We start from the raw sequence: 21,757 nt of genomic DNA, 5'->3' as shown, positions 1-21,757 counted from the left end.
TGAGGGAGCGGCCGCCGCGCGTTCAGCGGAGCCCGCGCGGGCGCCCGCCGGGGGAAGGAGCCGTCAGATGCGGGCCTCGCCGCCGGCCTCGACGCCCGGGATGCCGTCGCCCTCGTGGCGCTTGACCTCGTCCTCGATGCGCTGGCCGATCGTGGCGTCCACGTTCTTCCAGTACTCGAAGGCGCGGGCCTGGACGTCCTGGCGGACGCCCTTCAGCGCGCCGGCCACGGTCTCCACGAAGTCCTCGCGCTCCTGGGCCGAGAAGACCTCGCGGACGAGGGTGCCGGCCTGACCGAAGTCGTCGTCGTCCGCGCGCAGGGCCTGGGCCTCGCGGGTCAGGGTGCCGTCGGCCTCCCAGCCGTCGTCCACCGGGCCGGTCTCGTCCGACCAGGAGTCGCCGTTGGAGTTCGGCGCGTAGGTGGAGCGGTCGCCGGTGTGGTCGTACCACATCTGGCCGTCGAAGGCGTAGTTGTGCACCGCGTTCTTGGGACGGTTCACCGGCAGCTGGTTCACGTGGGCGCCCACGCGGTACAGCTGGGCGTCGTGGTACGCGAAGGCGCGGCCCAGGAGCATGCGGTCCGGGGAGAGGCCGATGCCCGGCACGGTGTTGCTCGGGCTGAACGCGGCGGACTCGATCTGCGCGAAGTGGTTCTCCGGGTTGCGGTTCAGGGTCAGCGTGCCGACCTTGATGCGCGGGTAGTCCTTCTTGGAGATCGTCTTCGTCAGGTCGAAGGGGTTGAACCGGTAGGTCTTGCCCTCCTCGTAGGGGATCGCCTGGATGTAGAGGTCCCACTTGGGGTGGTCGCCCTTGGCGATGGACTCGAACAGGTCCTGGCGGTGGAAGTCGGCGTTCTCGCCGGCGATCTTGGTGGCCTCGTCGTTCGAGAGGCCGTGCACGCCCTGCTGGGAGATGAAGTGGTACTTCACCCAGTGCTTCTCGCCCTGGGCGTTGACCCACAGGTAGGTGTGGGAGCCGTAGCCGTTCATCTCACGCCAGGTGCGGGGCAGGCCGCGCGGGCCCATCAGGTAGGTCACCTGGTGCGCCGACTCGGGGTTGTTGGTCCAGAAGTCCCACTGCATGGTGGCATCGCGCAGGCCGGAGTCCGGCAGACGCTTCTGCGAGCGGATGAAGTGGGTGAACTTCATCGGGTCGCGCAGGAAGAAGACCGGGGTGTTGTTGCCGACGATGTCGTAGTTGCCCTCCTCGCTGTAGAAGCGCAGCGCGAAGCCGCGCACGTCGCGCCAGGTGTCCGGGGAGCCGAGCTCGCCGGCCACGGTGGAGAAGCGCAGGAGGGTCTCGGTCTTCGTGCCGGGCTGGAACACGAGGGCCTTGGTGTACTTCGACACATCCTCGGTCACCTCGAACTCGCCGAACGCGCCCGAGCCCTTGGCGTGCGGGCGGCGCTCCGGGATGTTCATGCGGTTGAAGTGCTGGTGGGTCTCCAGCAGGTGGGTGTCGTGCAGGACGATGGGCCCCTCGCTGCCCACGGTCAGGGACTGGCGGTCGCTGACGGCCGGGGCGCCGTTCTGGCGGGTCGAACCGGTCGCGTGCGGGGTCGTCTTCTGGTACTCCGTCATGGAACTCTCCTTCGTCGATCGACGTCGGCCGCGCACCGATCGGCGCGGTGGGCGGCGTCATCCCCGATCTTGGCATATTTCTGAATCAGTCAAAAGAACCGCGCGCCGAGGGTGGCGGCCGGGGCCGCGGCCGCCGTCGTGCAGACCCGACGACGGCGCCCGGTCACTAGGATGGAGGGCACCGGAGCCTTCCGGCCGCACAGACCCCCGTTCGAAGGGAACCCCCGTGACGCAGACGCCCGACATCAACACCCAGCCCCTCGCCGAGGTGGACCCGGAGATCGCCGCGGCGCTCGCGGACGAGCTCGGCCGCCAGCGGGGCACGCTCGAGATGATCGCCTCGGAGAACTTCGTGCCGCGCGCCATCCTCGAGACGCAGGGCTCGGTGCTGACCAACAAGTACGCGGAGGGCTACCCGGGCCGCCGCTACTACGGCGGCTGCGAATTCGTGGACGTGGCCGAGAACCTGGCCATCCAGCGCGCCAAGGACCTGTTCGGCGCCGAGCACGCCAACGTCCAGCCGCACGCCGGCGCTCAGGCCAACGTGGCCGTGATGACCTCGCTGCTGGACCACGGGGACACGATGATGGGCCTGTCCCTGGCGCACGGCGGCCACCTGACGCACGGCATGAAGCTGAACTTCTCCGGCAAGAACTACAGCATCGCCGCGTACGAGGTGGAGCCGGACACCCACCGCATCGACATGGACAAGGTGCGCGAGAAGGCCCTCGAGGCCCGGCCGAAGGTGATCGTGGCCGGCTGGTCCGCCTACCCCCGTCAGCTCGACTTCGCCGCCTTCCGCTCGATCGCGGACGAGGTCGGCGCCAGGCTCTGGGTGGACATGGCCCACTTCGCCGGCCTCGTGGCCGCCGGCCTGCACCCGAACCCGGTGCCGCACGCCGACGTCGTCTCCTCCACCGTGCACAAGACCCTCGCCGGCCCCCGTTCGGGCTTCATCCTCTCCACCGAGGAGCTGAAGAAGAAGATCGACTCCGCCGTGTTCCCGGGCCAGCAGGGCGGCCCGCTGATGCACGCGATCGCGGGCAAGGCCGTGGCCTTCAAGATCGCCGGCTCCGAGGACTTCAAGGAGAAGCAGGAGCGCACCCTGGCCGGCGCGCAGATCCTGGCCGAGCGCCTGACCGCCCCGGACATGGCCGAGCACGGCATCTCGGTGCTCACCGGCGGCACGGACGTGCACCTGGTCCTGGTGGACCTGCGCGAGTCCCAGCTGGACGGCAGGCAGGGCGAGGACATCCTGCACGAGGTCGGCATCACGGTGAACCGCAACTCGGTGCCGTGGGACCCGCGTCCGCCGATGACCACCTCCGGCCTGCGCATCGGCACCCCCGCGCTGGCCTCCCGCGGCTTCGGCGAGGCCGAGTTCCGCGAGGTGTCCGACGTCATCGCCGAGGCGCTGAAGCCGAGCCCGGACGTGGAGGCGCTGCGCGCCCGCGTCGTGAAGCTCACCGAGGACTTCCCGCTGTACGACGGCCTCGAGGGCTGGTGAGCCGCCGATGACCGCGAAGGTCCTGGACGGCAAGGCCACCGCCGCCGCGATCAAGGAGGAGCTGCGCGGCCGCGTGGCCGCCCTCGCCGAGCGTGGGCGCACCCCCGGCCTCGGCACCCTGCTCGTGGGTGAGGACGCCGGCTCGCAGAAGTACGTGGCGGGCAAGCACCGCGACTGCGCCGAGGTGGGCATCGAGTCCATCCAGCGTGAGCTGCCCGCGGACGCGACGGAGGAGCAGATCCTCGACGTCGTGCGCGAGCTGAACGAGGACCCGGCCTGCACGGGCTACATCGTCCAGCTGCCGCTGCCGAAGCACGTGGACACCCAGAAGGTGCTCGAGGCCATCGACCCGGACAAGGACGCGGACGGCCTGCACCCCATGAACCTGGGGCGGCTCGTGGCCTCGGTCGGCGGCGAGCTGGACTCGCCGCTGCCGTGCACCCCGGCCGGCTGCGTCGAGCTGTTGCGCCACCACGGTGTGGAGCTGGCCGGCAAGCACGTGCTCGTGATCGGCCGCGGCGTGACCATCGGCCGGCCCGCCGGCCTCGTGTTCACCCGCCGCGAGGTCAACGCCACCGTGACCCTGGCCCACACCGGCACCACGAACCTCGACGAGCTGCTGGCGAGCGCCGACGTCGTGATCGCCGCCGCCGGCTCCGCCCACATGGTGAAGCCGGAGCAGGTCAAGGAGGGCGTGATCGTCCTGGACGTGGGCGTCTCCCGCGTGACCGGGGAGGACGGGACGTCGCGCGTCCTGGGCGACGTGGACCCGGCCGTGAAGGAGAAGGCGGCCTGGATGGCGCCGAACCCGGGCGGCGTCGGGCCGATGACCCGCGTCATGCTGCTGGCGAACGTCGTCGAGGCCGCCGAGCGTGCCGCCGACGGCGAGGACTGGGCGGGGGAGCGGGCCGGAGCCTGACCTCTCCCCGCCCCGCGACGAACCCTGCGAATCGCAGGGTTCGTCGCCGAGGGGGCGGCGCGCGTCCGGGCGGGTGGTGCGCCTATGCTGTCGCCTTGTGAGTCACACCACTCTGCACGCGTCCCCCGGCGGCGCCTCCGTCATCCGTGCCCGTGGGCTGCGCAAGCAGTACGGCGAGTTCCACGCTGTGAAGGGCATCGACCTGGACGTGCGCCCCGGGGAGTGCTTCGGCCTGCTCGGCCCCAACGGCGCGGGCAAGTCCACCACCATGCGCATGCTCGCGGGCACCTCGCAGCGCACCGCGGGCGAGCTGACCATCCTGGGCATCGACCCGGAGGAGGACGGGCCGGCCGTCCGTGCGCGCCTGGGCGTGGTGCCGCAGCAGGACAACCTGGACGAGGAGCTCACCGCCCGGGAGAACATCCTGATCTACGGCCGCTACTTCGGCCTGCCCTACTCGTACCTGCGGCCCAAGGCCGAGGAGCTGCTGGCCTTCGCCCAGCTCACCGAGAAGGCGGACGCCAAGGTCACCGACCTCTCCGGCGGCATGAAGCGCCGGCTCGTGATCGCCCGCGCCCTGGTCAACGAGCCGGCCCTCTTCCTCCTCGACGAGCCCACCACGGGCCTGGACCCGCAGGCCCGCCACATCCTGTGGGACCGCCTCTACCGGCTCAAGGAACGCGGCACCACGCTGCTGCTGACCACGCACCACATGGACGAGGCGGAGCAGCTGTGCGACCGGCTCGTCGTCGTCGACGGCGGCGAGATCATGGCCGCCGGCACCCCCGCCGAGCTCATCCGCGAGCACGCCTCCCGTGAGGTCCTCGAGGCGCGCTTCGGCGCGGACCGCAACGAGGCCGCGGCCCGCACCGTCCAGGCCCACGCGGGTGACGGCGTCGTGCACCGCGTCGAGGTCCTCCCGGACCGCGTCCTCGTCTACGCCCGACGCGCGGACGACCTGCACGACGTCGTGCAGCGCCTCGTCGACGAGGGCGCCCTGCCCGCCCCCGCCACCACGCTGACCCGCCGGGCGAGCCTCGAGGACGTGTTCCTCATCCTCACCGGCCGCACCCTGGTGGACTGACCCGTGCCGTCCCCCATCACGACGACGGCCCCCGGCCCCGCCTCGCCCGCCGAGCCGCTGCGCCCGCCGGTCACCGCGGCGGCGTCCGCGGAGCGCGTGAGGCGCCGCGGCGTCCTGCTCTACGCCGAACACCAGCTGCGGAACATGCGTCGCTACGGCGCGGTGCTGCTCGTCGGGGCGCTCGGCGAGCCCGTGCTCTACCTGCTGGCCATGGGCCTGGGCCTGGCCCAGCTCATGGGCGGGGGGATGCCGCAGGACGCCCTGGGCGGGGTCTCCTACGTCGCGTTCATCGCCCCGGCGCTGCTGGCCTCGGGCGCGCTGATGACCGCGTCCGTCGAGTTCTCCTACCCGGTGATGGGCGGGTTCCAGTGGCAGCGCACGTACTACGCGGCGCAGGCCACTCCGCTGTCTCCGGCGCAGATCGCCCTGGGCCACCTCGCGGCCGTGAGCCTGCGGTTCGTGTTCCAGGCCGCCGTGTTCCTGCTGGTGATGCTGGCGTTCGGCGTGGTCTCGAGCCCGTGGGCGTGGGTGCAGGTCCTCACCGCCACGCTCGGCGGGCTCGCCGTCGGCGCGCCGATCATGGCGTTCGCGGCCTCCCTGAAGGAGGACAAGGGCCAGTTCGCCACCCTGCAGCGGCTCGTGGTCATGCCCCTGTTCCTGTTCTCCGCCACCTTCTACCCGCTCGAGGCGCTGCCGGTGTGGCTGCGCTGGATCGGCTGGCTCTCCCCGCAGTGGCATGCCGCCCAGCTCGGCCGCGTGCTCTCCTACGGGATGGTCGAGCCGGCCTGGCTCACCGTGGTGCACGTGGCGTTCCTGCTGGCCCTCGCGCTCGGCGGGGCCTGGCTCGCGGTGCGGATCTACACGCGCCGCCTCGGCTGGGTCCGCGGCACCCCGGACCGCGACGCCGTCACGGCCGCCCGTCGCGACCGTGCCCCGCGCCTGGGCCGCCGTGCCCCGCGCCTGGGCCGCCGTGCCGCGCGCACCGGGGCCGCCCGCGCCGACGTCGCACCCGCCGCCGCGCAGGCGGACCCGGCTGCGCCGTCGTCCTCGGTGGTGCGGGAACACGCCGTCGCCGTGCCGCCCCTGCCCGAGATCCCCGTCCGCCGCGGCCCGCTGGCCGGCGCGTACTCGGGCAACGTGCGCGCGGTGATGGAGCGGGCGTTCCTCTCCCTGAAGTCCAACAACTGGGTGGTGTTCTTCTCCGGGTTCTTCGAGCCCGTGCTCTACCTGGCCTCCCTGGGGCTCGGGCTCGGTGCGCTGGTCGGCGACGTGGCCGGCCCGGATGGCACCCCCGTCCCGTACGGCATGTACCTCGCCCCCGCACTGCTGGCGGTCTCGGCGATGAACGGCGCCATCTACGACTCCACGTGGAACGTGTTCTTCAAGCTGCGCTACGCGAAGACGTACCAGACCATGCTCTCCACGCGGTTGGGCCCGCTGGACGTGGCACTCGGGGAGATCGCGATGGCACTGCTGCGCGGGCTGATCTACGCGGTCGGCTTCCTGATCGTCATGACCGTGGCCGGTCTCGTCACCTCGTGGACGGCGCTGCTCATGATCCCCGGCGCCCTGCTCGTGGCGCTGGGCTTCGCCTCCCTCGGCATGGCGGTGACGAGCTGGATGAAGACGTTCCAGCACATGGACTGGGTCCAGATCGTGCTGATGCCCATGTTCCTGTTCTCGGCCACGTTCTTCCCGCTCGCGGTCTACCCGGAGCCGATCCAGTGGGTGATCCGCGTGTTCCCGCTGTGGCATGCGGTGGAGATGATGCGCGCGCTCGCGGTGGGCGTGCTGAGCTGGGCGACCGCCGGCCACGTCCTCTACTTCGTGGTGATGGCCGGCGTCGGGGTGTGGCTGGCCGCCCGCCGGCTCGGCGCGCTGTTCCTGCGCTGAGGCCCCGCGGGCCGGTCAGGCCGCGCGCGCGGCGCGGCGCCGCCGGACCACGTCCAGGGCCGCGACCACGGCGGTGAGCGCCCAGCACACGGCCACCATGCCCATGGCGGTCGAGGCCGCGTGCGCGTACGCCGCGGCCGACGGCGGCCCGGCGCTCTCGGCTGCGGCGCCGGCCAGGGCCGCGAAGAACGCGCCCGTCACCACGGACAGGCCCAGGGCGGTGCCGAGGCGCTGCGCCGTCTGGGCGACGCCGCCGGCCGCCCCCGCCTCGTGGCCGGCGACGTCGTCCATCATCAGCACCTGCGTGCTGGTGAGCAGCAGGGCCTGCGAGGCCGACTGCACGATCAACCCCACCCCCACGATCCACGGCGACCACGCGCCGGCCGCGCTGCGCTCGAACGCGAGCGCGAGCACCCCCAGCGACACGAGGCCCACGAGGGCGCCGAGCAGCACGAGCACGGGCCCGCGCCGCTGCACCATCGAGCCCACCCACGGGGACAGAGAGGCCACGACGACGGCGCCGGGCAGACCCACGAGGCCGGCCTCAAGCGGCGTGAACCCCATGCCGCGCTGCAGGAAGATCGCCACGATCGCGAACACCGCCGGCATGGTGGCCAGGTAGATGGTGGACTCGAGCGCGCCGATCGTGAAGGACGGCCGCCGGAACAGGGCCGGGTCCACCATGGGCTGCACGCCGGTGGCCGAGGCCCGGGCCTTTACGCGCTTCTCCCACAGCCACCACGCCGTCACGAGCGCGGCGGCGAGCACCAGCAGCCAGGCGGTGCCCGGGACGATGAACGGCACCATGAGGCTCACCCCGCCGGCGCCGAGCAGCAGGGCGCCCACCGGGTCGAGCGCGGTGATCCCGCGCGGTCCGGGGGCGGCGGGCAGGCCGTGCACGCGGGTGGGCGGCGGCAGCCAGAGGGCGCCCATCGCGACGGCGGCCAGGCCCACGGGCACGTTCATGAGGAACGTGGAGCGCCAGCCCCACTCGGGGCCGAACGCGCCGAGGAACAGTCCGCCGAGCAGGGGCCCCACGGCCACGCCGAGGCCCACCACGGTGCCGAACAGCCCGTAGGCCCGCCCGCGGGCGCGGCCGTGGAAGTTCGACTGGATGAACCCGATGACCTGGGGGTTGAACACGCCCGCGCCCAGGCCTGTGAGCAGGCGCCCCGCGTTGAGCAGCAGGGTGTCCCCGGCCAGGCCGGAGAGCAGGGAGCCGAGCATGTACAGCGTGATGCCCGCCAGGAACAGGCTCTTGCGCCCCCACAGGTCGCCGGCGCGGCCTGCGGCCACGAGCACGGTGCCGAACGTCAGCGTGTACCCCGCCAGCACCCACTGCAGATCCGCGCTCGTGGCGTCCAGGCCCGACTCGATGGCCGGCAGCGCCACGTTCACCACGGACACGCTCATCAGCGCGAGGAAGAGCGGCATGAGCAGTGCGGTGAGGATGCGGCGCTGGTCAGGGGTGAAGGCCCCGGACGCGGGGTCGGCGGGGTGCGGGGGGCGGGGGGTCATCGCCTCAGGATAGGCACCGACGCGGGCCGCCCGATTCGGAGCGCACCCCGCGATGCGGGATGATGGAGGGCAGACCCCACGAGCCCCTCCGGAGGAGCACCCATGTCCCAGTCCCTGACCCCCGGTCCCGACGGCGCGCGCCGCGGCCCCCGCGCCGGCCTGCGCGTGGGATCGCTCGGCTTCGTCGCGATGATCGTCATCCTGATCGTGGCGATCATCTTCGCCGCGAACCAGAACGACGTGATCGGGTGGCTCGTGGTCGCCGTCGCCGCCGGCTGGCTCGTGTTCGCGGTGGTCGTGTACCTGCAGATGCGCCGCGGCGTCCAGGCCGCGGGCCGCAAGGTGGACACCGCCATGCAGAACGCCCGCGCCGACGTCGCCGCCCTGCGCGGCCGTGACGCCGACGCCGCCGCCCCCGCGGTGGCCCCGTCGGCGCCGGCCGCGGACCCCCTGCGGGACACCAAGCTGGACCACTCCTTCAAGATCGCCCAGGTGCAGGTGCGCGTCGTGCGCGAGCAGCTCGCCGCGGGCGAGAGCATGGACCGTGAGATGGTGGACCGTGCCCTGGAGACCATCGACATCACGGCCTCCAACGCCCGCGACATGATCAAGGAGTCCCGGGCCGGTGGCGCCGAGGGCCCGGTGAGCGGGACGGTGATCGGCTGATGACGGCGCTGCCCGAGAAGGACCCCGTCACCGGGAAGTACCCCGAGCCCGCCGAGGGCGAGCCCGTGGTGCACGCCAACGCCGGGGCGCCCAAGGCCGACGGCGCCGTGCGCGTGGCCACCGTGAACGTCAACGGCATCCGCGCCTCGCACCGCAAGGGCATGCGCGAGTGGTTCGCCGGCCGCGGCGTGGACGTGCTCACCCTCCAGGAGGTGCGCGCCCCCGCGGACGTCACGGCGCAGCTGGTCCGCGAGATCGTGGGCGAGGACTGGGACGAGGTGCACCTGGCGGACGCCGTGGCCGCCGCCAAGGGGCGGGCCGGTGTCGCGATCGCCTCGCGGTTCCCGCTCGGCGAGGTCCGCACCGGCATCGCCGACGCCGACGGGTACTTCGACGACGCCGGCCGCTGGATCGAGGCCGACCTGCGCCTGCCGGACGGCTCGCCGCTGACCGTGGTCTCGGCGTACGTGCACTCGGGCGAGGTCGACACCCCGAAGCAGGTGGACAAGTACCGGTTCCTCGACGAGATGGTCCGCCGCCTCTCCGAGCTGGCCGCGGGGGAGGGGCACGCCCTCGTCACGGGCGACCTCAACGTGGGCCACACCGAGCTGGACATCAAGAACTGGAAGGGCAACGTGAAGAAGGCCGGCTTCCTGCCCGAGGAGCGCGCCTACTTCGACCGGTTCTTCGGCGAGCTCGGCTTCACGGACGTGCACCGCGCCCTCGCCGGACCGGTGCCGGGCCCGTACACGTGGTGGTCCATGCGCGGCAAGGCCTTCGACAACGACGCCGGCTGGCGCATCGACTACCACATGGCGACCGCGGGCCTGGCCGAGCGGGCGACGACCGCCGTCGTGGACCGCGCCCCCAGCTGGGGCACCCGCTTCTCCGACCACGCCCCGCTCGTGGTCGACTACCAGTTCTGACCGTGCAGGAGAGACCCGAGGCTGAGATGACCATGAAGAAGAACTCCGTGCAGGACGTCCTGGCCCAGGACGCCGCCGCCACCGCCCACCTGGCCGGCGCGTCCGCCCGGCACCGCGTGCTCTCCGGCATGCAGCCCTCGGCGGACTCCCTCCACCTGGGCAACTACCTCGGCGCCCTCGTGAACTGGGAGCGCACCCAGGCCGACTTCGAGGCTTTCTTCTTCATCCCCGACCTGCACGCCATCACCGTGCCGCAGGACCCGGCAGCCCTGGCGGAGCGCACGCGGGTGGCTGCCGCGCAGTTCATCGCCGGCGGCATCGACCCCGAGCGCTCCACGCTGTTCGTCCAGTCCCAGGTGCCCGAGCACGCGCAGCTGGCGTGGGTGCTGACCTGCATGACCGGCATGGGCGAGGCCATGCGGATGACCCAGTTCAAGGACAAGTCCGCCAAGCAGGGCGCGGACGCGGCCGGCGTCGGCCTGCTCGCGTACCCCATGCTCATGGCCGCGGACATCCTGCTCTACCAGCCGCATGGCGTGCCTGTGGGCGACGACCAGCGCCAGCACGTGGAGCTCACCCGCGACCTCGCCCAGCGCTTCAACCACCGCTACGGCGAGACGTTCGTGGTGCCCACCGGCTTCTACCCGGAGACCGGCGCGCGCATCTACGACCTGCAGGACCCCACGTCGAAGATGTCCAAGTCCGCGGCGTCCCCGAACGGGCTCATCAACATCCTCGAGGAGCCGAAGAAGACCGCCAAGAAGATCAAGTCAGCGGTCACCGACGACGGCACCGAGGTGCGCTTCGACCGCGAGGCCAAGCCCGGCGTCTCCAACCTGCTGACCATCCTCTCCGCGGTGTCCGGGACGCCGATCCCGCAGCTCGAGGAGGAGTTCGTCGGCAAGATGTACGGGCACCTCAAGGTCGCGGTGGCGGACGCCGTCGTCGAGCGCCTGGCCCCCGTGCGCGAGCGCGCCCTCGCGCTGCTGGACGACCCCGCCGAGCTCGACCGCATCCTCGCCGCCGGCGCCGAGAAGGCCCGCGCCGTGGCCACGCCCGTGCTCGAGGACGTCTACGCCAAGGTCGGCTTCCTGCCGCCGCTGCGCTGAGCCGGGCCGCACCGGCCCCCCGACGACGGCCCGCGCCCCCGACCTGCGGGGAACGCGGGCCGTCGTGTTTCTCCGACTCGAGTCGGAGGCGGCGGCGGGTGCCCGGCTGTCAGGATGGGTGCACTGCCTCCGCTCCTGCCGCAGCGGGGGCGAGCCCCACCGACAGAGGAGTGCCGGAGCCATGTCCACCGCGGTCCCCATCCCCGCCGTCGCCGAGGTCCCGCCCGGCGCCGAGCCCGTCCTGGAGACGGAGAACCTCGTCAAGGTCTACGGTCGCGGGGCGTCCCGCTTCGACGCGCTGAAGGGCATCACCCTGCAGATCCAGCGCGGCGAGTCCCTGGCCGTCGTCGGCAAGTCCGGCTCCGGCAAGTCCACCCTGATGCACCTGCTGGCGCTGCTGGACCAGCCCTCCGCCGGCGTGGTGGCGATGGACGGCCGTCCCGTCTCCCAGCTCAAGGCCGCGGAGATCTCCCAGCTGCGCAACGAGCGGTTCGGCTTCGTGTTCCAGCAGTTCTTCCTGAACCCGAACCAGACGGTCCTGGAGAACACCGTGCTGCCGCTGAAGATCGCCGGCGTGGGCCGGGCCGAGCGCACCCGCCGAGGCATGGCGGTGCTCGAGCGGCTCGAGCTCGCGGACAAGGCGAAGAACAAGGCCACGGACCTCTCCGGCGGCCAGAAGCAGCGCGTGTGCATCGCCCGTGCGCTCGTGAACAACCCGACGGTGCTGTTCGCGGACGAGCCCACGGGCAACCTGGACTCCGCCACCTCGGCGGCCGTGGAGGACATCCTCTTCGGCCTGCACCGCGACGAGGGCATCACCCTCGTGGTGGTCACGCACGACGACGACCTGGCCGCGAAGTGTGACCGTCGCGTCGAGCTGCAGGACGGCGTGGTCATCGCCGACGAGCGCGTCGGCACCGAGCGGGACGGAGCGCGGGCATGAAGGCCACCGACGTCGCGGGCACGGCGCTCGCCAACACGATGCGCTCCAAGCTGCGCACCTTCCTCACCGTCGTCGCGATCGTGATCGGCGCATTCACGCTGACCCTCACCACGGGGCTCGGCGCGGGCATCAACAAGTACGTGGACAACGTGGTCGAGGGCTTCGGCAAGCCCGGCGAGCTGACCGTGATGAAGCAGCAGGACATGTCCTCGGCCGGTGCGGCGAGCGGTTCGCCCCAGGAGTACACGGAGCAGGACGCCGCCGGCGGCGAGATGTTCGGCATGCCGCTGCTCACGCAGGAGGACCTCGCCGCGATCGAGGACACCGAGCACGTCACCGAGGTGAAGACCTATCGGGTGGCCGAGCCGGAGTACATCCAGGGCCCGGACGACCGCAAGTGGCAGACCGGCTTCATGGGCAGCTCCGGCGAGATCGACATGCTCACCTTCTCGGCCGGCCGTGCCCCCGAGGCCGGCGCCGCGGAGATCGTCATGCCCGAGTCGTGGGTGGAGGACCTGGGCGCCGGCGACGCCGAGGACCTGGTCGGCACGGAGCTGACCGTCGTGGCGGCGACCCCGCTGCAGGAGCACAAGTCCGTGACGGCCACCGTGGTCGGTGTGACGAAGGCGGCCGCGTCCGGTGCGGGCACCGCCCCGACGCCGTCGGAGTCGCTCGAGCAGGAGATCTACGACATCACGACGGAGGGCCTGCCGGAGTCGCAGCGGAACACCTACTTCCAGGCCACGGCGATCGTGGAGGACCCGGAGGCGAACGAGGACGCCGTGAAGCAGGCGCTGGCCGACCAGGGCCTGCTGGCGCAGACCCTCGAGGAGCAGCTCGGCGTGATCCGCGGCATCATCGACGCCGTCACGTGGGTGCTCACCGGCTTCGCGCTCATCGCGCTGCTCGCCGCCAGCTTCGGCATCATCAACACCCTGCTCATGGCGGTGCAGGAGCGCACCCGGGAGATCGGCCTCATGAAGGCCCTCGGCATGACCGGCGGGAAGATCTTCGGCCTGTTCACCATGGAGGCCGTCGTGATCGGCCTGCTCGGCTCGCTGGTCGGCATCGGCCTGGGCGTCGCCGTCGGACTCATCGCGAACCAGGTGTTGACCACCGGCCCCCTCAGCGGCGTCACCGGCCTGGTCCTGTTCGCGGTCAACCCCCTCGCCCTGCTGCTGATCCTGCTGCTGATCGTGGCCATCGCGTTCATCGCCGGCACCTTGCCCGCCCTGCGTGCGGCCCGGAAGGATCCCATCGAGGCACTGCGGCACGAGTGATCCTGCCACCGCGCCCGTCACCGCCACCACCGTCACCGAGGAGCACACCATGACCACCGATCGACCGAACCCGAACCCGGAGCAGCCCGCCGTGGGCTCCCGCTACGGCACGCAGCCCTACGCGGCCCCGGGCTATGGCGCCCAGCCGGGCAGCCCGTACGGCATCGTCCCGGAGCCGGCCGCGTTCCCCGCGCTCCTGACGCTGACGCTCACGTCGCTCGCGCTGTACGTGCTGTCCTCCCTGCCGGCCCTGTTCGGCGGCGAGGAGAGCATCGAACGCATGCGGGACTCCCTTCGCCAGAGTGGCCTCACCCCCGAGCAGGTGGAGGAGATCGCGCCTGTCGTGGGCGCCTCCGTGACGGTGGGCACGATCATCGTCCTGCTCATCGGCGTGGCCCTGTACGCCCTGGTGTACTTCAACCTGCGCGGGGCCAAGAACTGGGCCCGCATCCTCGGCATCGTCGTCGCGATCCTGGGCACCCTCAGCGCCGTCGGCGGCATCTTCTCCTTCGTGACCTACCCCGGCATCGGCGGCGTCCTGGCCTCCGTGCTGAGCCTGGCGCTGGTGATCGTGAACATCCTGTGGCTGGTCAAGGCCTTCAACCCGCAGGTCGCGGCCTACACCCGTCAGGGCCGCCGCGCCTGATCCCGACGCCGTTCGCCGGCGGCGAGTCCGGGGTCGCCAGCCCTCGCCCCGGCGTCGGCCAGCGGAGACCATGGCGACATGGCCTCCGATCATCGACCCCCGCATCCCGTGTCCCCCCACCCCGACGACCTGGACGGCGGCGGGCGGCCCGTGGTGGGCCCGGATGAGGCGCGGCGGCGCATCGCCGGGCACTCCGGTCCGGACGCCCGCCCGCTGATCCGCCCCGACGCCCGCACCCCCGGCGTGTTCCGGGCGCTGCTCGGACTGACGGTCGCGTCCGCGGTCCTCTACGCCGCGTCGATCCTGCGCAACCTCCTCCCGGGCGCGGCCCAGGACATCGCGGACTCGCTGCCCGAGGGCAGCGCGCAGTCGCCCGCGATGACCGCCGAGGCGATCGAGGGCGCCCTCACCGGCAGCGTCTGGTTCGCGACCCTGCTGGGCCTGGCGGTCTACGCGATCGTCCTCGTCGGGCTGACCCGGCACAGCAACACGGCGCGCATCATGGGCGCCCTGTTCGCCTCCATCGCCATCTTCGTGACGCTGCTGGGGACCATCCGCCTGTTCGTCTTCCCTGCCGGGGACGTGGTGCTGCCCCTGGTCCTGGGCGGGCTGTTCGCGCTCGTGAACGCGGCCTGGCTCGTGTGCGCCTTCAACCCCGGCCTCGCGACGACTTTCCTGCGCCGCCGGGCATGATGGGGGCATGCACCCCCTCGACGACGATCCCCACGAGATCACGGACCCCGCCCCCGATCTCGCGTCGCTGCGTCCCCTGCGCCTGTTCCAGACCGTCACGGCCGTCACGGGCGCACTGAGCGCGGCCGGCGTGGGGGGCGTGCTCGCGCTGCAGTCGACGCCCGGCTACGCCCGCGCCGTGCTGGAGGCGCGCTCCTGGGGCGCGAGCGAGGTCACCGAGGCCGACGTCGCCGCGTTCCTCACCCCGGCGGGGGCGTGGCCGGTGGCCGCCGCGGCGGTGGTCGTCCTGACCCTGGTGCTCCTGGCCGGCATCACCCGCCGCATCCGGGCCGTGCGCCCCGTGGGGAGCGTGCTCGTGGTGCTGGGGATGCTCACGGCGGCCTTCTGGATGGTCGACGGTGGACGGATGGTGCAGGACGGGGGAGGGGGGCCGGTCGTGCTGGGTGCCGTCGTCGGGATGCTCGTGTCCAGCGCGGTGTGGCTGCGTGTGGCGCACCGGCGGGAGACGCGCGACGCCTTCGACGTCTGAGCTCGGACCGCCTCCGCCTCCGGTCCCGCCCCCGTCCCCACGCCGAGGCCCGCAGACACGCCGCTACACCGGGCCGGTGACGGCGCGTCTGCGGGCCTCGGCGGGAGGGGCACCACGCACGACGACGGCGGCCCGCCTCCTCGAGCGAGGAGACGGGCCGCCGTCGTGGTGCGGGGGATCAGAACTGGCGGGCCAGGATGGCCCGCTTCACCTCGGAGATCGCCTTGGTCACCTGGATGCCGCGGGGGCACGCGTCGGTGCAGTTGAAGGTCGTGCGGCAACGCCACACGCCCTCCTTGTCGTTCAGGATCTCCAGGCGCATGTCGCCGGCCTCGTCACGCGAGTCGAAGATGAACCGGTGCGCGTTGACGATGGCGGCCGGGCCGAAGTACTGGCCGTCCGTCCAGAACACCGGGCAGGACGAGGTGCACGCGGCGCACAGGATGCACTTCGTGGTGTCGTCGTAGATCGCCCGGTCGGCCTGGGACTGGTAGCGCTCCTTGGTGGGCGCGTGGCCCTCGGCGACCAGGAACGGCATGATCTCGCGGTAGGACTGGAAGAACGGGTCCATGTCCACGATCAGGTCCTTCTCCACCGGCAGGCCCTTGATGGGCTCCACCAGGATGGGCTTGGACAGGTCGAGGTCCTTCAGGAGCGTCTTGCAGGCCAGGCGGTTGCGGCCGTTGATGCGCATGGCGTCGGAGCCGCACACGCCGTGGGCGCAGGAGCGGCGGAACGACAGGGTGCCGTCGTGGTCCCACTTGACCTTGTGCAGGGCGTCCAGCACGCGGTCGGTGCCGTACATGGTCAGGCGCCACTCGTCCCAGTAGGACTCCTCGGAGGACTCCGGGAGGTAGCGGCGGACCTTGAGCACGATGTCGAAGCTCTCGACCTCGCCTGCGCCGCCACCGGCGGACTGGGTCTGCGCCTGGGCCACGGGGGCCTCGGTCTCGGTTGCTGAGTGGCTCATCAGTACTTACGCTCCATCGGCTGGTAACGGGTCACGACGACGGGCTTGGTCTCGAAGCGGATGCCCTTGACGCCCTCCATCTCCGCGGTCTCGTCACGGTAGATCATGGTGTGCGCCATGAAGTTCTCGTCGTCGCGGTCGGGGTAGTCCTCGCGGTAGTGCCCGCCGCGGGACTCCTTGCGGCCCAGGGCCGCGAGGGTCATCGCCTCGGCGATGTCCAGGAGGTAGCCCAGCTCCATGCCCTCGAGCAGGTCGAGGTTGAAGCGGCGGCCCTTGTCCTGGACGGACACGTTCTCGTAGCGCCCGCGCAGCTCCTCGATCTTGGCCAGTGCGCGGCGGATCGAGTCCTCGTCGCGGAAGACCTGCATGTCCGCGTCCATCGACTCCTGGAGCTCGGCGCGGATGTCCGCGACGCGCTCGGAGCCGGTGGCGGAGCGCAGGTTCTCGATGTGCTCCACGGTCGGCAGCTCGCCGCCCTCGGGCAGCTCCACCCAGTCCGCCTGCACGGCGTACTCGGCGGCGTAGATGCCGGCGCGGCGGCCGAACACGTTGATGTCCAGCAGCGAGTTGGTGCCCAGGCGGTTGGACCCGTGCACGGACACGCAGGCCACCTCGCCGGCGGCGTACAGGCCCGGCACGACGGTGTCGTTGTCCTGGAGGACCTCGGCCTGGATATTCGTGGGGATGCCGCCCATGAAGTAGTGGCAGGTGGGGAACACCGGCACCGGCTCCGTGTAGGGCTCGACACCCAGGTAGGTGCGGGCGAACTCGGTGATGTCCGGGAGCTTCTCGTCGATGTGCGAGGGCTCCAGGTGCGTCAGGTCGAGCAGCACGTAGTCCTTGTTGGGGCCGGCGCCGCGGCCCTGACGGACCTCCTCGGCCATGGACCGGGCCACGATGTCGCGCGGGGCGAGGTCCTTGATGGTGGGGGCGTAGCGCTCCATGAAGCGCTCGCCGTCCGCGTTGCGGAGGATGCCGCCCTCGCCGCGCGCGGCCTCGGAGAGCAGGATGCCCAGGCCGGCCAGGCCGGTCGGGTGGAACTGCACGAACTCCATGTCCTCCAGCGGCAGGCCCGCGCGGTAGGCGATGGCCATGCCGTCTCCGGTGAGCGTGTGGGCGTTCGAGGTGGTCTTGTACACCTTGCCGGCGCCGCCGGTGGCGAAGATGACCGACTTGGCCTGGAAGACGTGGATCTCGCCGGTGGCCAGCTCGTAGGAGACGACGCCGGCGGTGCGCTTCTGCTTGTAGGCGGTGCCGTCCTCGCGCACGGCGTCCTCCTCCACCAGCAGCAGGTCGAGCACGTAGAACTCGTTGAAGAACTCCACGTTGTGCTTGACGCAGTTCTGGTACAGCGTCTGGAGGATCATGTGGCCGGTGCGGTCCGCGGCGTAGCAGGCGCGGCGCACGGGCGCCTTGCCGTGGTCACGGGTGTGGCCGCCGAAGCGGCGCTGGTCGATCTTGCCCTCGGGGGTGCGGTTGAAGGGCAGGCCCATCTTCTCGAGGTCCAGCACCGCGTCGATGGCCTCCTTAGCCATGACCTCCGCGGCGTCCTGGTCCACCAGGTAGTCGCCGCCCTTGACGGTGTCGAACGTGTGCCACTCCCAGTTGTCCTCCTCGACGTTGGCGAGGGCCGCGCACATGCCGCCCTGGGCCGCGCCGGTGTGGGAACGCGTGGGGTAGATCTTGGTGAGGACGGCGGTGTGCGCGCGCTGACCGGCCTCGATGGCCGCGCGCATGCCCGCGCCGCCGGCGCCGACGATCACCACGTCGTACTTGTGCACCTGCATTCAGGTCTCTCTTTCTGGGTGTCTGTGACGCGGCGGCCGCTCGGGCCGGCCGCACCGCAGGGTGAGCGTTTCCGAGGTCAGCCGCAGAAGGCCGGGGAGCCCTCGAGCAGGGCGCCGGAGGCGTCCACCATGCAGGGATCGAAGGTGAAGATCACCAGGGTGCCGAGGATGATGATCACGGCCGTGGCGATGTACAGGATCATCGTCAGCCAGAAGCGGGCGCTGCCGCGACGGGTGTAGTCGTTGATGATCGTGCGCACGCCGTTGGCGCCGTGCAGCATGGCCAGCCACAGGAGGGCCAGGTCCCAGAACTGCCACAGCGGGTGCGCCCACTTGCCGGCCACGAAGCCGAAGTCGATGGCGTGGATGCCGTCGCCCACCAGCAGGTTGGTGGTCAGGTGCACGGCGATCAGCACGACGAGGAAGACGCCCGAGATGCGCATGAACAGCCAGGCGAGCATCTCGAAGTTGCCGCGGCCGCCGCCGTCGCGCGTGTACTTGGGGTCCAGACGGCGGCTGCGGGGCGCCGCGATGGTGGTCTCAGCGGTGGTGCTCATGGCTCAGTGACCTCCGAGTGCGAGGCTGAAGTGACGGATGGCGAAGCCCAGGGTCAGGACGACCCACAGCCCCAGCACGATCCACAGCAGGGTCTTGTGGTGCTGGGTGCCGCCCTTCCAGAAGTCGACCAGGATGATGCGCAGGCCGTTCAGGGCGTGGAAGATGATCGCCGCGACGAGGCCGGCCTCGCCGAGCGCGAAGTACCACGTCTTGTACGAGCCGATCACGGCGTTGTAGGCCTCGGGGGAGACCCGGACCAGGGCCGTGTCCAGCACGTGGACGAGCAGGTAGAAGAAGATGACGACGCCGGTGACGCGGTGGCCCACCCAGGACCACATGCCGCCGTGGCCCCGGTACAGGGTTCCGCGGCCGTTCTTGGCCGGGGCCTGCGCAGTGGCGCTAGACACGGTTGATACCTCCAGGGGGAATGCACGATCCCGGTCCTCCGCCGTGGGACGACGACGGGCAGGGGCGTGTGCGAGTGGATTCCTCCACCTAGGGTAGACCCTTCCCGCGCCTCCGTGCCCGACCGGGACCCGGGCGACCACTGTGACGCGTGCGGCGCCCCGCCGCCGTCCTGTTCGGTCTGGGCTGTGCCCCGCCTGGGACGCGTCGAGTGGTCCCCCGTCCGGACGGTTCCGTAGTCTGGCCCGGTGAGCACCGATCCGAACCTGACCGATGCCCCGCGCGAGGCCGCGCCGGGCACGGCCCTGTCCCGCTTCCACGCCGTGATCCCCGCCGGGGGCGTGGGCACCCGCCTGTGGCCCCTCTCGCGGGCCGCCGCGCCGAAGTTCCTCCACGACCTCACCGGCTCGGGCCAGACCCTGATCCGTGCCACGTGGGACCGTCTGGCGCCCCTGGCCGCGGGCATGCTCGTGGTGACCGGGGGGGCCCACCGGGAGGCGGTGTGCATGCAGCTGCCGGATCTGGCGGAGACGGATCTGGTGCTCGAGCCCTCGCCCAAGGACTCCGCGGCCGCCATCGGCCTGGCCGCGGCGATCCTCTCCCTGCGTGACCCGGACACGATCATGGGCTCGTTCGCGGCGGATCAGGTGATCTCCCCGGTGGAGGTCTTCCAGGACGCGGTGCGGCAGGCCGTCGAGACGGCGGCCACCGGCCGGATCGTGACCATCGGCATCGAGCCCACGCACGCGGCCACGGGCTTCGGCTACATCCGCCGGGGCCGCCGCCTCCGCGTGGCCGGCGCTCCGGACGCGCATGACGTCGCCGCGTTCGTGGAGAAGCCGGACCTGAAGGTCGCCCAGCAGTACGTGAAGTCCGGCCGCTACCTCTGGAACGCGGGCATGTTCGTGGCGCCCGTGGGCCTCATGCTGGCCCACCTCGAGGAGAACGAGCCCGCGCTGCACGCCGGCCTGATGCAGATCGCCCGCGCGTGGGAGACGCCGGAGCGGGACGAGGTCATGGCCCGGGTGTGGCCCGAGCTGACGAAGACCGCCATCGACTACGCCGTGGCCGAGCCCGCCGCCGCCGTCGGCGACGTGGCCGTGATCCCCGGCTCCTTCACGTGGGACGACGTGGGGGACTTCGCGGCGATCGCCCGCCTGAACCCGGTCAAGGACGCCTCCGGCATCACGGTGATCGGCGACACCCCGCGGGTGTACTCGGACGACGCGTCCGGCGTCGTGGTGACGGACACGAAGCGCGTCATCGCGCTGATCGGCATCGAGGACGTCGTCGTGGTGGACACCGAGGACGCGCTGCTGGTCACCACCACGGAGCACGCGCAGGAGGTCAAGAAGGCCGTCGAGGCGCTCAAGGCCGAGGGCGTGGACGAGGTCCTCTGACCGCGTCCCCGGCCGGGTCCGGTCCGCACCGACCGGCACCCCCGGAGTAGGGTGCTGGGCCATGACCACCTCCGACTCCGTGCTGACCGGGCCCCGTCCGACCTCCGTCCCCTCGGTGGGCCCCGTGGTGGCCGAGCTCGAGGACGAGATCGTGTCCTTCCGCCGGGACCTGCACCGGCATCCCGAACTCTCCTATGAGGAGTACCGCACCACCGACCGCATCGTGGAGCTGCTCTCCGGCTACGGGCTCTCGCCCGTGCGGATGGAGTCCACGGGCGCCTACGTGGACGTCGGGGAGGGGCCGGTGGTGCTGGCCCTGCGCGCGGACATCGACGCGCTGCCGGTCGAGGAGGAGACCGGCCTGCCCTACGTGTCCGTCAATGACGGCGTCGCGCACGCGTGCGGCCACGACATGCACACCGCCGTCATGGCGGGTGTGGCCGTCGCCCTCGGCCGCATCCTCCGCGGGGCCACCGCCGACCCCGACCTGCGCGCGGTCGGCGAGCGGGTCCACGGCACGGTCCGCGTCATCTTCCAGCCCGCGGAGGAGCGGCTGCCCGGCGGCTCCCTGGCCGTGCTGCGGCAGGGGATCCTCGACGACGTGCCCCGCATCCTGGCGGCGCACTGCGACCCCCAGGTCGACGTCGGCTCGATCGGCACCCGCATCGGCGCCATCACCTCGGCGGCGGACACCATCCGGATCACCCTCACCGGACGCGGGGGGCACACCTCGCGGCCCCACCTCACCGAGGACATGGTCTTCGCCCTGTCCCAGATCGCCGTGAACGTGCCCGCCGTGCTCTCCCGGCGGATCGACGTGCGCTCGGCCGTCTCCGTGGTGTGGGGGCAGATCGCCGCCGGCAGCGCGCCCAACGCGATCGACAACACCGGCTACCTGGCCGGGACCATGCGCTGCCTCGACGCGGACGTGTGGGAGGAGGCCGGCGCGCTGCTCGACGAGGTGGTCCGACAGGTCGCCGCGCCGTACGGCGTGCACGTGCAGCTCGAGCACGTGCGCGGCGTCCCGCCGGTGCACAACACCGAGGGCGAGACGGCGCTGATCGAGACCGCGGCGCGGCGGGAACTCGGCTCCCGGGCGATCGTCCTGACCCCGCAGTCGATGGGCGGCGAGGACTTCGCCTGGATGACCCAGAAGGTGCCCGGCTCCATGCTGCGCCTCGGCACCCGGTCCCCGGGTGGCCCCATCTACGATCTGCACCGCGGGGACTACGCGCCGGACGAGCGGGCCATCGGCGTGGGCATGCGGGTCTTCACCGCCGCCGCGCTGCAGGTGCTCACGGGCGAGGACCACCACTGACCCCGCCGCCCGCCCCCGCCGGAGGGGA

General features: G+C 71.8%; 20 protein-coding genes. 14 read left to right on the top strand and 6 right to left on the bottom strand.

The window, feature by feature from the left end:
• Positions 1 to 63 precede the first annotated feature (63 nt).
• Positions 64 to 1,578 carry a catalase gene (locus tag ACZ1IK_RS02590; RefSeq protein WP_060974379.1) on the bottom strand — a complete coding sequence of 505 codons (1,515 nt, stop codon included), beginning with the start codon at positions 1,576 to 1,578 and terminating at the stop codon, positions 64 to 66.
• A 226-nt stretch (positions 1,579 to 1,804) separates the two neighbouring features.
• Here ACZ1IK_RS02590 and glyA point away from each other — a divergent pair, with 226 nt between their 5' ends.
• The 4 genes from glyA to ACZ1IK_RS02570 all read left to right on the top strand — a co-directional run bounded on the left by glyA (position 1,805) and on the right by ACZ1IK_RS02570 (position 6,981).
• A complete protein-coding gene (glyA, locus tag ACZ1IK_RS02585) occupies positions 1,805 to 3,085 on the top strand; it encodes a serine hydroxymethyltransferase (protein WP_060974380.1) in 1,281 nt (426 codons plus the stop codon).
• A 7-nt stretch (positions 3,086 to 3,092) separates the two neighbouring features.
• Positions 3,093 to 4,004, top strand: coding sequence for a bifunctional methylenetetrahydrofolate dehydrogenase/methenyltetrahydrofolate cyclohydrolase (locus ACZ1IK_RS02580; RefSeq protein WP_060974381.1), 912 nt, complete (start codon positions 3,093 to 3,095; stop codon positions 4,002 to 4,004).
• A 97-nt stretch (positions 4,005 to 4,101) separates the two neighbouring features.
• Entirely contained in the window at positions 4,102 to 5,088 is a 987-nt protein-coding gene (locus ACZ1IK_RS02575) for an ABC transporter ATP-binding protein (RefSeq protein WP_060974382.1), read from the top strand.
• A gap of 3 nt (positions 5,089 to 5,091) precedes the next feature.
• Positions 5,092 to 6,981: an ABC transporter permease gene (locus ACZ1IK_RS02570; RefSeq protein WP_465098305.1), complete on the top strand. Its 1,890-nt coding sequence runs from the start codon at positions 5,092 to 5,094 to the stop codon at positions 6,979 to 6,981.
• 15 nt (positions 6,982 to 6,996) lie between these two features.
• Here the strand turns inward: ACZ1IK_RS02570 and ACZ1IK_RS02565 are convergent, their stop codons facing one another.
• The gene (locus ACZ1IK_RS02565) at positions 6,997 to 8,499 is read right to left on the bottom strand and encodes an MFS transporter (protein WP_061866938.1); all 1,503 of its coding nucleotides are present in this window, start codon (positions 8,497 to 8,499) and stop codon (positions 6,997 to 6,999) included.
• Between the two features lie 102 nt (positions 8,500 to 8,601).
• Between ACZ1IK_RS02565 and ACZ1IK_RS02560 the strand changes: the two genes are divergently transcribed.
• The 8 genes from ACZ1IK_RS02560 (at position 8,602) to ACZ1IK_RS02525 (ending at position 15,291) form a co-directional block, all read left to right on the top strand.
• On the top strand, positions 8,602 to 9,165 hold the full coding sequence (locus ACZ1IK_RS02560; protein ID WP_061866937.1) for a hypothetical protein: 564 nt from the start codon (positions 8,602 to 8,604) through the stop codon (positions 9,163 to 9,165).
• The gene (locus tag ACZ1IK_RS02555; RefSeq protein WP_002856592.1) at positions 9,165 to 10,091 is read left to right on the top strand and encodes an exodeoxyribonuclease III; all 927 of its coding nucleotides are present in this window, start codon (positions 9,165 to 9,167) and stop codon (positions 10,089 to 10,091) included. Before ACZ1IK_RS02560 ends, ACZ1IK_RS02555 begins: the two co-directional genes overlap by 1 nt.
• A gap of 26 nt (positions 10,092 to 10,117) precedes the next feature.
• Positions 10,118 to 11,200, top strand: a complete 1,083-nt coding sequence (gene trpS / locus ACZ1IK_RS02550; protein WP_002856591.1) for a tryptophan--tRNA ligase — start codon at positions 10,118 to 10,120, stop codon at positions 11,198 to 11,200.
• Positions 11,201 to 11,381: 181 nt separating this feature from the next.
• Positions 11,382 to 12,143, top strand: a complete 762-nt coding sequence (locus tag ACZ1IK_RS02545; protein WP_036314566.1) for an ABC transporter ATP-binding protein — start codon at positions 11,382 to 11,384, stop codon at positions 12,141 to 12,143.
• Positions 12,140 to 13,423 carry an ABC transporter permease gene (locus ACZ1IK_RS02540; protein ID WP_101965725.1) on the top strand — a complete coding sequence of 428 codons (1,284 nt, stop codon included), beginning with the start codon at positions 12,140 to 12,142 and terminating at the stop codon, positions 13,421 to 13,423. Before ACZ1IK_RS02545 ends, ACZ1IK_RS02540 begins: the two co-directional genes overlap by 4 nt.
• Before the next feature lie 49 nt (positions 13,424 to 13,472).
• The gene (locus tag ACZ1IK_RS02535; RefSeq protein ID WP_041105172.1) at positions 13,473 to 14,069 is read left to right on the top strand and encodes a hypothetical protein; all 597 of its coding nucleotides are present in this window, start codon (positions 13,473 to 13,475) and stop codon (positions 14,067 to 14,069) included.
• Positions 14,070 to 14,177: 108 nt separating this feature from the next.
• Entirely contained in the window at positions 14,178 to 14,762 is a 585-nt protein-coding gene (locus ACZ1IK_RS02530; protein ID WP_135040345.1) for a hypothetical protein, read from the top strand.
• A 7-nt stretch (positions 14,763 to 14,769) separates the two neighbouring features.
• On the top strand, positions 14,770 to 15,291 hold the full coding sequence (locus tag ACZ1IK_RS02525) for a hypothetical protein (protein ID WP_267714514.1): 522 nt from the start codon (positions 14,770 to 14,772) through the stop codon (positions 15,289 to 15,291).
• Between the two features lie 178 nt (positions 15,292 to 15,469).
• Here the strand turns inward: ACZ1IK_RS02525 and ACZ1IK_RS02520 are convergent, their stop codons facing one another.
• From ACZ1IK_RS02520 to sdhC, 4 genes are all read right to left on the bottom strand, one after another.
• A complete protein-coding gene (locus ACZ1IK_RS02520) occupies positions 15,470 to 16,261 on the bottom strand; it encodes a succinate dehydrogenase iron-sulfur subunit (protein ID WP_010079347.1) in 792 nt (263 codons plus the stop codon).
• Positions 16,261 to 18,048 carry a succinate dehydrogenase flavoprotein subunit gene (gene sdhA / locus ACZ1IK_RS02515; RefSeq protein ID WP_252411569.1) on the bottom strand — a complete coding sequence of 596 codons (1,788 nt, stop codon included), beginning with the start codon at positions 18,046 to 18,048 and terminating at the stop codon, positions 16,261 to 16,263. The genes ACZ1IK_RS02520 and sdhA overlap by 1 nt, the downstream gene beginning before the upstream one ends.
• Positions 18,049 to 18,125: 77 nt before the next feature.
• The gene (locus tag ACZ1IK_RS02510) at positions 18,126 to 18,605 is read right to left on the bottom strand and encodes a succinate dehydrogenase hydrophobic membrane anchor subunit (protein WP_036314556.1); all 480 of its coding nucleotides are present in this window, start codon (positions 18,603 to 18,605) and stop codon (positions 18,126 to 18,128) included.
• A gap of 3 nt (positions 18,606 to 18,608) precedes the next feature.
• Complete coding sequence (sdhC, locus tag ACZ1IK_RS02505; protein ID WP_078025777.1) at positions 18,609 to 19,013, bottom strand: succinate dehydrogenase, cytochrome b556 subunit; 405 nt, start codon at positions 19,011 to 19,013, stop codon at positions 18,609 to 18,611.
• A gap of 246 nt (positions 19,014 to 19,259) precedes the next feature.
• On the opposite strand from sdhC, the gene ACZ1IK_RS02500 reads away from it, so the two are divergent.
• On the top strand, positions 19,260 to 20,411 hold the full coding sequence (locus ACZ1IK_RS02500; protein WP_095353407.1) for a mannose-1-phosphate guanylyltransferase: 1,152 nt from the start codon (positions 19,260 to 19,262) through the stop codon (positions 20,409 to 20,411).
• Positions 20,412 to 20,472: 61 nt separating this feature from the next.
• Positions 20,473 to 21,729 (top strand): amidohydrolase, encoded by a 1,257-nt coding sequence (locus tag ACZ1IK_RS02495; protein ID WP_036314553.1) that lies wholly within the window; start codon positions 20,473 to 20,475, stop codon positions 21,727 to 21,729.
• The last annotated feature ends 28 nt before the right edge of the window (positions 21,730 to 21,757 follow it).

This window comes from Micrococcus sp. CS26, assembly GCF_055522295.1.
This window is presented reverse-complemented; position numbering and strand designations above follow the sequence as displayed.